The following is an 8,250-nucleotide window of genomic DNA, read 5'->3' on the forward strand; positions in this document are numbered from 1 at the left end:
GTAAAGGGGCGTTGCCTGGGCCCACACTGCGGCATGGAGGAGCGCCGTGAAAGAGCAACGAGACCGTCGGACCTACGGCCAGCAGTGCGGCCTAGCCTTCGCGCTGGATGTGGTGGGCGAGCGGTGGACCCTGCTCATCATCCGTGAGCTACTGGTCCGACCGCGCCGCTACCGGGATCTCCTGGACGCCCTGCCGGGCATCGGCACCAACCTCCTGGCCGACCGGCTGGCCTTCCTGACCGAGGTGGGCATCACCCAGCCGCTGGACGCCGAGCGGCGGACCGCCGGCTACGCGCTCACCGAGTTGGGTGAGAAGCTACGCGAACCGGTCCTGGTGCTGGCCCGCTTCGGGCTGACACTGCTCGCCCAGCAGCCGGGTCAGGTCCAGGCGCCGGTCACCCGGGCGTCGTGGGCGGCGCTGGCGATCGAGTCCATGGTCGACCCCGCACGGGCGCTGGTCGACGAGGTCTACGAGTTCGACATCGAGGGCGAGGTCTTCCACGTCCGGGTCAGCGACGGCGAGGTGCGGACGATCAGCGGTACCGCCGGTCCCGACGCGACCCTCCGGGTAGCCACCGACGCCCGCACCTTCTTCGACCTCGGCAGCGGCGCGATCGAGCCGGTCGAGGCGGTGGTCAGCGGGGTGGTTTCGGTGACCGGGCCGGCGGCGGCCATGCCACGCTGCCTCTACCTGCTGGGCCTGGGTGGCCGCCCGGGTGTCGAGCGGATGTTGTCGACGGCCGGCGGCGCGAGGCGCTGACGCTCACCGACCGGGACGGGCGGCCGGTCGGGCCACGCCACGCTGGCAGGCGCCACCGCCGACAGCTCGGGCACGGCGAGGCTGAAGCCGAGCCGGCCGCGTAACGCATGCTGACTGTCGATCGCCATCAGCAGCTCCGCCAGCGACTCCAACGCCGGCGCCCGATCAATCCCGCCGACATCAACCGGCACGAATCCGAGTCCACACAGCAGCGCGGCACACTCGATCTTGGCCGAGGGGTGGTCCCCGGCCAGTGGCACCGTGACCGGCCGGCCGTCCAGCACGGGCTCACCGAGCATGCCGGCGGGCACCGTGTTGAGGGCTTTGACCACCCGCCATTGTGGTAGCAGTTCCGCAAGCAGTCGGCCGCTCCGCCGACCACCTCCGACGCTCGACGGCGGGTTGGTCGTGTCGACGACCGTACGCCCGCGTCCGTCATCGAGCAACCCGTCGCGGGCCAGGTCCACCGCGGCGTCGAACGGCAGCGCGAGCACGAGCAGATCGGACCGGGCGACCACGACCGGTGCCGGCACACAGTGGATCTCGGGATACGAAGCCAGCCCGACCGGTCGCGTGCCATCGCGCGTACGGCCGGCAATGAGCACCCGTTTGCCCTGCACAGCAAGGTTCCGGGCCAGCGCAGAGCCCATCCGTCCGCGGCCGAGGACGCCGATCATCGGGTGCACCGCACGCCGCGGCGGCGACAGCAGGCAGGCGGTCGTACGGACACACGCATCTTCTGACTCCGGGGTCGGTGGTCAGATTCTCCGCCGAACGCGACCCGAGAGCTCGGGTCGGGTCGGGTCGTCGGACAGTGTCGCCCAGTCACCTTGACGGCGACTTGAACTCTCCCGGCATGCGGTTGACGCCGCACGGCTCGACACGACTACTTTAAGTATGGAAGTTCTTCACTTAAGGTGGAGGAGAACCGAGCCAGCACCAGAACAGCTTGGGGGACCCGTGAAACGGACCGAGGTCGAACTCCAGATTCAGATTCTCGGTTCCGTGCGAGCAACGATCCACGGCCAGGAGGTCGACCTGGGCCCCCCGAAGCAGCGGGCGGTTCTGGCCCTGCTGGCGCTGCGGGCCGATGGGCACGTGCCGCTGGACGACCTGATCACCGTCCTCTGGTCGGGACGGCCTCCGGTTCGGGCCGCGAGCCTGGTGCACACCTATGTCGCGCGGTTACGGCACACACTGGAGCCCGACACGCCACGACGTCAGCGCACCAACGTCATCGCCTCGGCGCCCGGCGGCTATCGACTCACCGTGGCCGACAACCAGCTTGACCTGCTCCAGTTCCGGGCCGGCATCCGCGAGGCGGCGGCCTGGCACGCGGCCGGCGAGCACGAGATCGCCTTCACCACGTACCGGGAGACCCTTGAGCGGTGGCGGGATCCGCAGCTCACCGACCTGACCACGTTGCTTGTCGAACAGGACGACATCGGCCCGCTGCGGCAGGAGTTCCTGGCTGCCGCACTCGACTACATCGGGCTCGGCCTGGAGTCTGGGCGGCCCGAGGTGGTCCTGCCACTGGCCGAGCGGCTCGCCCAGGCCGAGCCCCTCAACGAGCGGGTCCAGGCGCGGGTACTACGGGCCCTGGCGCGCATCGGGCAACGCGCCTGGGCGATCGAGCGGTATGCCGACGTCCGCGCTCGCCTCAAGCTCGACCTGGGTGTCGATCCGGGGGCCGAACTGACCGAGGCGTACCGAGAAGTACTGGACGCCGATCCGCCGCGACCTGACGGTGCGACCCTCAGTGCGGACCATCAGCCGCCCTGGCGGGGACCGGCAGCCGTGGTGGACGAACTGGTCGGGCGGACGGCCGACCTCGCCGCGGTCTGCGACCTGCTCGGCGATTACCGCATGGTGAGCCTCACCGGCCCGGCCGGGGTCGGCAAGTCGGCACTCGGCATGGCCGTGGCGTTGGAGCTGCGGGAACGATTCGCCGACGGGGTCGCGGTGGTGGATCTGGCGAACGCGCGCACCGGCCGGGAACTGGTCCAGGCGACGGCGGCGGTCGTCGACGAGCCGGGGTCCTGGCACGCCAAGGGCTGCCTACCGTTGACGCATCGGCTGCACGACCGCAAGCTCCTGCTCGTCCTCGACAACGCCGAACTCGTCACCGACGAGGCCGCCGACCTCGTCGACGACGTGCTCCGCGGCTGTCCGCAGGTCCACGTCCTGCTCACCTCGCGGGAGCTGCTCGGTCTGCCGTACGAGGCGGTGTACCCGGTGCGGCCGCTGGCGGTCGAGAAGGAGCACGGCTCCGCAACGGCACCCGCACTTGCGCTGTTCGCCCAGCGGGCGGTGCAGATCCAACCGGCGTTCCGACTCACCGAGAGCAACCTTGAGGCGGTGCGGTCGGTGTGCCGGGCGCTGGACGGGCTACCCCTCGCCATCGAGCTCGCCGCCGCATGCCTGCGTACCCAGCGACTGGAGGCGCTGGTCAACGTCGTGGACGATCCACTTCGCCGGATCCGTCCGCGACGCCGGGGGTTGCCAAGTCACCACCGATCACTGCGCGCCGCAGTGAACCGCAGCATGGAACTGCTGGGGCCGGCGGAACAGCGGTGCTTCGCCGCGCTGGGCGCGGTTCCGGCGGAGTTCGGCCTGGAGGCCGCGGCGGTGGCCGGCCGGGCGATCGGCGGTGAACCCGAGACACTGCAAATGCTGCTCGATCGGCTGGTGGACAAGTCGGTGCTGGAGGTCATGCACGGCGCGTCGGGCCGTCGCTACCGAATGCTCGGCACGGTCCACGCGCTGGCGCGGCAGATGCTGCGCGAGCACGGCGTGGACAGCTCGGCCCCCGCAAGCCGCTGCGGCTGCGGCTGCCACACCGGCCATTGAGGCGAGACATTCACCGATCACTGCTATATGATTCTTTAGTAGATGTTGGCGGTCGACGAGCAGGAGATCTCGTATGGACCAACGCCACCTGCTCATGCACCAGGCAATGCTCGGTGACCGTAGACGCGTCGAGTCCTACGACCGGGCACTGGCCACGGTCATCGACGAGAACGCCGTGGTCGCCGACGTCGGCGCCGGCACGCTGGCGCTTACCGCGTTGGCGCTACGGCACGGCGCCGCACACGTGTACGCCGTGGAGGCTGATCCTCAGATCGCCGCCGTCGCGGACCGGATCATCAAGGCCAACGGCTGGCAGGACCGGGTCACCCTGATCGCTGGGGACGCCCGGCTCGTTCGTCTGCCCCAACAGGTGGACGTGACGGTCTGCGAGCTGATGGGCAACCTCGGGCCGGAAGAGGACATGGCCCGTATCCTGCGGGTGTTCAACCGCCGTAACCTGCGACCCGACGGCGTCGTGGTGCCCGAGCGGGTTGTCACCTGGCTGGCGCCGGTGCAGTTCGGCACCGAAGGTTGGGGCATCTGGTCCCCGGACTTCTTCGGCATGCGGCTCGACGTGGTGCAGGAACTGGTCGACCCCACCGCCCACCTGCACTTCCTCACCCAGGAGCCGACCCTGCTCGGCGAACCGGTCGCGCTTGTCGACACCGGCCGCGGCGACACGGGACTACGCAACGCCCGCCCGCTGGCCCTACCGCTGCACACAGCCGGAACGCTGCACGCCGTGCTCGGCTACTTCACCGCCACGCTCGCCCCGGGGATCGAGCTGTCCAACATGCCGTCGTACCCGGGCTGCAACTGGGCGGTCTTCGTCTGGCCGCTCCGGCACACCGCCGTCGCGGCCGGCGACACCGTACACGTGCGTCCCCGACGTCCCGATGGTTCCGCCGCGCGGGACGTGACCCAGTGGCGCCTCGACTGTCGTCTCGACCGGGTGAGCAAACAATGATCATTTACACCGCCGCCTCCGTCCGTGACCACTCCGTCGACGCCGATCGGATCTCGGGCCTCACCTGGTCCGGTCACACCCTCTGGTACGCCGACGCCGGACGCGGGCGGGCGGTCTGCCTTGACCCGCGTACCGGGGTGCCCGGCGCCGAACTGGCCTGTCCCGGTCTGGTCACCGGGCTGACCACTCTCGGCGGGTGCCTCCTCTACGCCACGTCGACCACCCTGCGGCTGACCGAACCGCAGAGCGGGGATGTGCTGCGTGAGGTGGCCAGCCCTCGGCCGGATACGCAGGTCTGCGGCATGGAGGCGGGCAAGGACGGCATCTGGCTCGGCTGGCCGGACGCCCTGGAGTTGCGGGACGCCTCCAACCTGCGGCTGCTCGCGGCCATACCCGCGCCACTCGGTGTCGCCGGCATCACGGTCACCGACCGGTACGTCGCGCACACCGATCTGCTCGGCGAGGCCATCACGGTCTTCGACCTCCAGACCGGACGCAACGTGTTGCAGATCCAGGTCGACGGTCGACCCGCCACCAGCCTGACCTGGGACGGGCTCCGCCTGTGGTACGCCGACGCCGGCAACATGCGCCTGCGGGCGCTGGACGTCCCCGGGCTGTCCACCGCGCGGGGCTGATCAGGACCCGGTTGACCCCCGGCAGAAAGGCGCCTGATGCTACCGCTCAAGTATCTCCTCAGCCTCTCCCCCATCGGCGCGCCGTCACTTGAGTCATCCCGTTCGCCCGCCCCCGAACGTCTCCAGCTGACCGGGCGCGCGCTCGTCATCGGTTCGGTGGCCGCCGCCTCGATGGCGGCGGGTGTCGTCGGCGCCTCGGCCACTGCGGTACGGCACGGCAGACCGGCCGGTCGGCGCCGGCTCGCCCGGGAGATCGCCCGGACCGTCGCCCGCCTCGGCCCCACCTTCATCAAGGCTGCCCAGGTCCTCGGTACCCGCCGAGACGTCGTGCCGGCCTGGCTCTGCGACGAGTTGTCGATGCTCCAGGACGATGTGCCGCCAATGACCGCTACGCAGGGACGCACCGCGCTGCGCGAGGCGTACGGCGACGAACTGGACGAGGTGTTCGTCACCGTCGAGAAGGTTCCGACAGCCAGCGGCAGCATCGCCTGTGTCTACCGGGCCACCCTGCTCGACGGCGGTACCGTCGCGCTCAAACTGCGCCGTCCCGGAATCGGTCCCCGGATGGCTGCCGACCTCGCGTTGCTGCGCCGGGGAGCGGCGCTCGTCGCCCGGTTGCCGATGTTCCGAGGGGTGCCGGTGCGTGAGGTCATCGACAACCTCTGTGAGTCGGTGCTCGGGCAGATCGACCTCGGCCGTGAAGGGCGGGACCTCGGCCGCCTGCGGGAGGACCTGGGCTCGGTGCCGCGGGTCCTGGTGCCGCGGGTGCATCCGGAGGCGAGTCGCCCGGCCGCCATCGTCATGGACTTCGTCCCGGACCTGGCCGTCGACACCGCGGACCGGTGTCCCCCGGCGTTGCGCCGAAGGTTCGCGGCCTCCGCGCTGACCGTGGTCTATCAGATGCTGTTCATCAACGGATTCGTCCACTGTGACCTGCACCCGGGCAACCTCTACTTCACCCGGGGTGGCCAGGTGGTGGTGCTGGACGCCGGGTTCAGCGTCCAACTGTCCGAGCGGATGCGGGACCTGTTCGCCAACTTCTTCCTCAACATGTCGATCGGCCGGGGCGAGCGCTGCGCGGCGATCGTGCTGGAGAGCGCCATCGGGGTGTCCGACGACGCGGACGTGGGTGCGTTCACCGAGGGTGTCACGGACCTGGTGGCCCGCAGCTACAAACTGTCCGCCAAGGAGTTCAGCCTGATCGCGTTCGCGGGGGAACTGTTCGACCTGCAACGCCGGTACGGCGTCGCGGCGTCGCCGGAGCTGGTGTTTCCGTTGCTGTCGCTGCTCGTGGTCGAGGGCACCGTGCGGTCGCTCGATCCGGACATCGACTTCCAGGAGACGGCCAAGCCGATCCTGAACCGCGCGTTGTTCGGCATCCGCTGAACCACCCGATCGATGAGCGGGGGGACCGATCAATCGGTCCCCCCCGCTCGGGATCGTCAACGTCCCGCTGCGGTCACCACCTGGCGACTCCGGTGGCCACGGCGTTGGCCCGGGTGCGCGGCCAGTCGGCCACGATCAGGGGCACCAGACGCAGGTCGGCCGTGGCCATCCGGTCGAAGCGGCGCCACAGCGTGGTGGCCGTTGCCGGGTCGAGCGTCCGCAACGCCTCGGTTGCGACGCCGGCCGGGTCACCGGAACCGCCGTCGGCCGGCCAGATCCGGTGCAGCAGGTCCCGGTTGGCGTTACCGGCCCAGCGCGGCGTCCACTCGCGCAAGGTGAGATCGGCACCCGGCTCCCCCGCCGACACTGTGACGACGTCGACTCCGTACCGGATGAAGACACCGGCCACGGCCGCCGCCACGACCGCCGGCCGTGACCCGACCGGCACCGCCAGGACCAGCCTGCTTCCCGGCGTCAGTCCGGCGTCAGCGAGCAGGTGCCGGCCCCGTGTCAGGTCACCGTTATCGGGCGCGGCGTCGGTGTCGGGCGCGGCACCCGGGTCCCCGGGTTGCAGGACACCGTGCTGCGCGGCGGCACCTACGGCACCGGCAGCGCGTGCCGCCTCGGCGAGGGCAGCCCGGTCGACCGCCCAGGTCAGCGCGCGGCGGGCCGCGAGTGACCACGCCGCCCCGCCGGGCGTCGCGGACAGGTAGTAACTGCAACCGGTGCCGCCGAAGCGGGCTGGCGACGCCGGCAGATCCCAGGAGCGAACCCCGAAGGCGGTAGCGTCGTCCAGTGGCTGGTCGCCCGAAGAGGCCACGACGTCGATGCGGGACGCGGTCCGCTGGCGGATCGGGTCGGTGGCCGGGTCCCATCGGGGGTTGGGCTCCAGGACGAAGTCACCACCCGGGGTCAACTGCCGGGCGATCCGGTACGGCCCGCAGGCCGGGTTGCAGCGGTACAACTCGGGGCTGTCCGGCACGTAGTAGTCGTACTCGCGTGGGGCCAGGGCGGCGTACCCGGTGGCCAGCAGGTCGATCAGGTCGCTGGCCGGTTCGGTGAGCCGCAGCACGACTGTGTCGCCCTCGACCCGTAGCCCCGGAACCCGGGTGAGGTGGGAGAACTGGGCGAGCGCGGGGGCGTGCGCCGCCCAGTGCCCGAACTCCTCGTCGTATCGCCGGTAGTAGTCGGCCAGCCCTTCGATCAGCGCGCCGAAGTACGGCCGCATCGGCCGGGCCAGCGGATGGGCCGTGCGCTTGAGGCCCCGCACGACGTCGGTGGCGCCTACCTCCCGGGCACGCTGCGCGTCCCAGTACACGCCCGAGCGAACTCGAACACGCCAGGTTCGGCCGTCCGCGCTGATCCCAGCGTTCTCGACGGTGGGCACCTCCCGCGCGACGTCGGGCACCGGTCGCCCAACCGGGTCGTCGGTCACGGGGACGGCGAACAGCTGTCGGGTGATGAGCCGGAGCACCTGCCCGGTCCCGATCCTGCCGGGCTCCCCCTCGTCAGGCAGTCCGTCGGCGGGCCGCAGAAACCGAAGCTGGCTGCGGTCGGTCGGGGCAGCGGTGGATGTCCGCTCGCGTACGCCGGTCATGCGGGCACCGTCCCCACGTCCGGGAGGGTGCCGGTCGTCGGTTGCCCGGAGCCAC

At 70.8% G+C, this 8,250-nt stretch carries 7 protein-coding genes; 5 read left to right on the forward strand and 2 right to left on the reverse strand.

Annotation, left to right across the window (positions count from 1 at the left end; translation table 11 throughout):
- The first annotated feature begins 46 nt into the window (after window positions 1-46).
- Window positions 47-760 (forward strand): winged helix-turn-helix transcriptional regulator, encoded by a 714-nt coding sequence (locus Vse01_RS03925; RefSeq protein WP_093402508.1) that lies wholly within the window; start codon window positions 47-49, stop codon window positions 758-760.
- On the opposite strand, the gene Vse01_RS03930 is transcribed toward Vse01_RS03925, so the two are convergent.
- On the reverse strand, window positions 688-1,437 hold the full coding sequence (locus tag Vse01_RS03930; protein WP_093402797.1) for an NADPH-dependent F420 reductase: 750 nt from the start codon (window positions 1,435-1,437) through the stop codon (window positions 688-690). The genes Vse01_RS03925 and Vse01_RS03930 overlap by 73 nt on opposite strands.
- Before the next feature lie 283 nt (window positions 1,438-1,720).
- On the opposite strand from Vse01_RS03930, the gene Vse01_RS03935 reads away from it, so the two are divergent.
- The 4 genes from Vse01_RS03935 to Vse01_RS03950 all read left to right on the forward strand — a co-directional run bounded on the left by Vse01_RS03935 (window position 1,721) and on the right by Vse01_RS03950 (window position 6,598).
- Window positions 1,721-3,610, forward strand: coding sequence for an AfsR/SARP family transcriptional regulator (locus Vse01_RS03935; RefSeq protein WP_093402507.1), 1,890 nt, complete (start codon window positions 1,721-1,723; stop codon window positions 3,608-3,610).
- Between the two features lie 73 nt (window positions 3,611-3,683).
- Window positions 3,684-4,577 (forward strand): class I SAM-dependent methyltransferase, encoded by an 894-nt coding sequence (locus Vse01_RS03940; RefSeq protein WP_093402506.1) that lies wholly within the window; start codon window positions 3,684-3,686, stop codon window positions 4,575-4,577.
- On the forward strand, window positions 4,574-5,212 hold the full coding sequence (locus Vse01_RS03945) for an NHL repeat-containing protein (RefSeq protein ID WP_093402505.1): 639 nt from the start codon (window positions 4,574-4,576) through the stop codon (window positions 5,210-5,212). The genes Vse01_RS03940 and Vse01_RS03945 overlap by 4 nt, the downstream gene beginning before the upstream one ends.
- Window positions 5,213-5,248: 36 nt before the next feature.
- The gene (locus tag Vse01_RS03950; RefSeq protein ID WP_093402504.1) at window positions 5,249-6,598 is read left to right on the forward strand and encodes an ABC1 kinase family protein; all 1,350 of its coding nucleotides are present in this window, start codon (window positions 5,249-5,251) and stop codon (window positions 6,596-6,598) included.
- Window positions 6,599-6,671: 73 nt separating this feature from the next.
- Here Vse01_RS03950 and Vse01_RS03955 read toward each other — a convergent pair whose 3' ends face one another.
- Window positions 6,672-8,195 (reverse strand): ABC transporter substrate-binding protein, encoded by a 1,524-nt coding sequence (locus Vse01_RS03955; protein ID WP_093402503.1) that lies wholly within the window; start codon window positions 8,193-8,195, stop codon window positions 6,672-6,674.
- Window positions 8,196-8,250 lie beyond the last annotated feature (55 nt).

This window comes from Micromonospora sediminimaris (genome assembly GCF_016863575.1).
GTDB classification, from domain to species: domain Bacteria; phylum Actinomycetota; class Actinomycetes; order Mycobacteriales; family Micromonosporaceae; genus Micromonospora; species Micromonospora sediminimaris.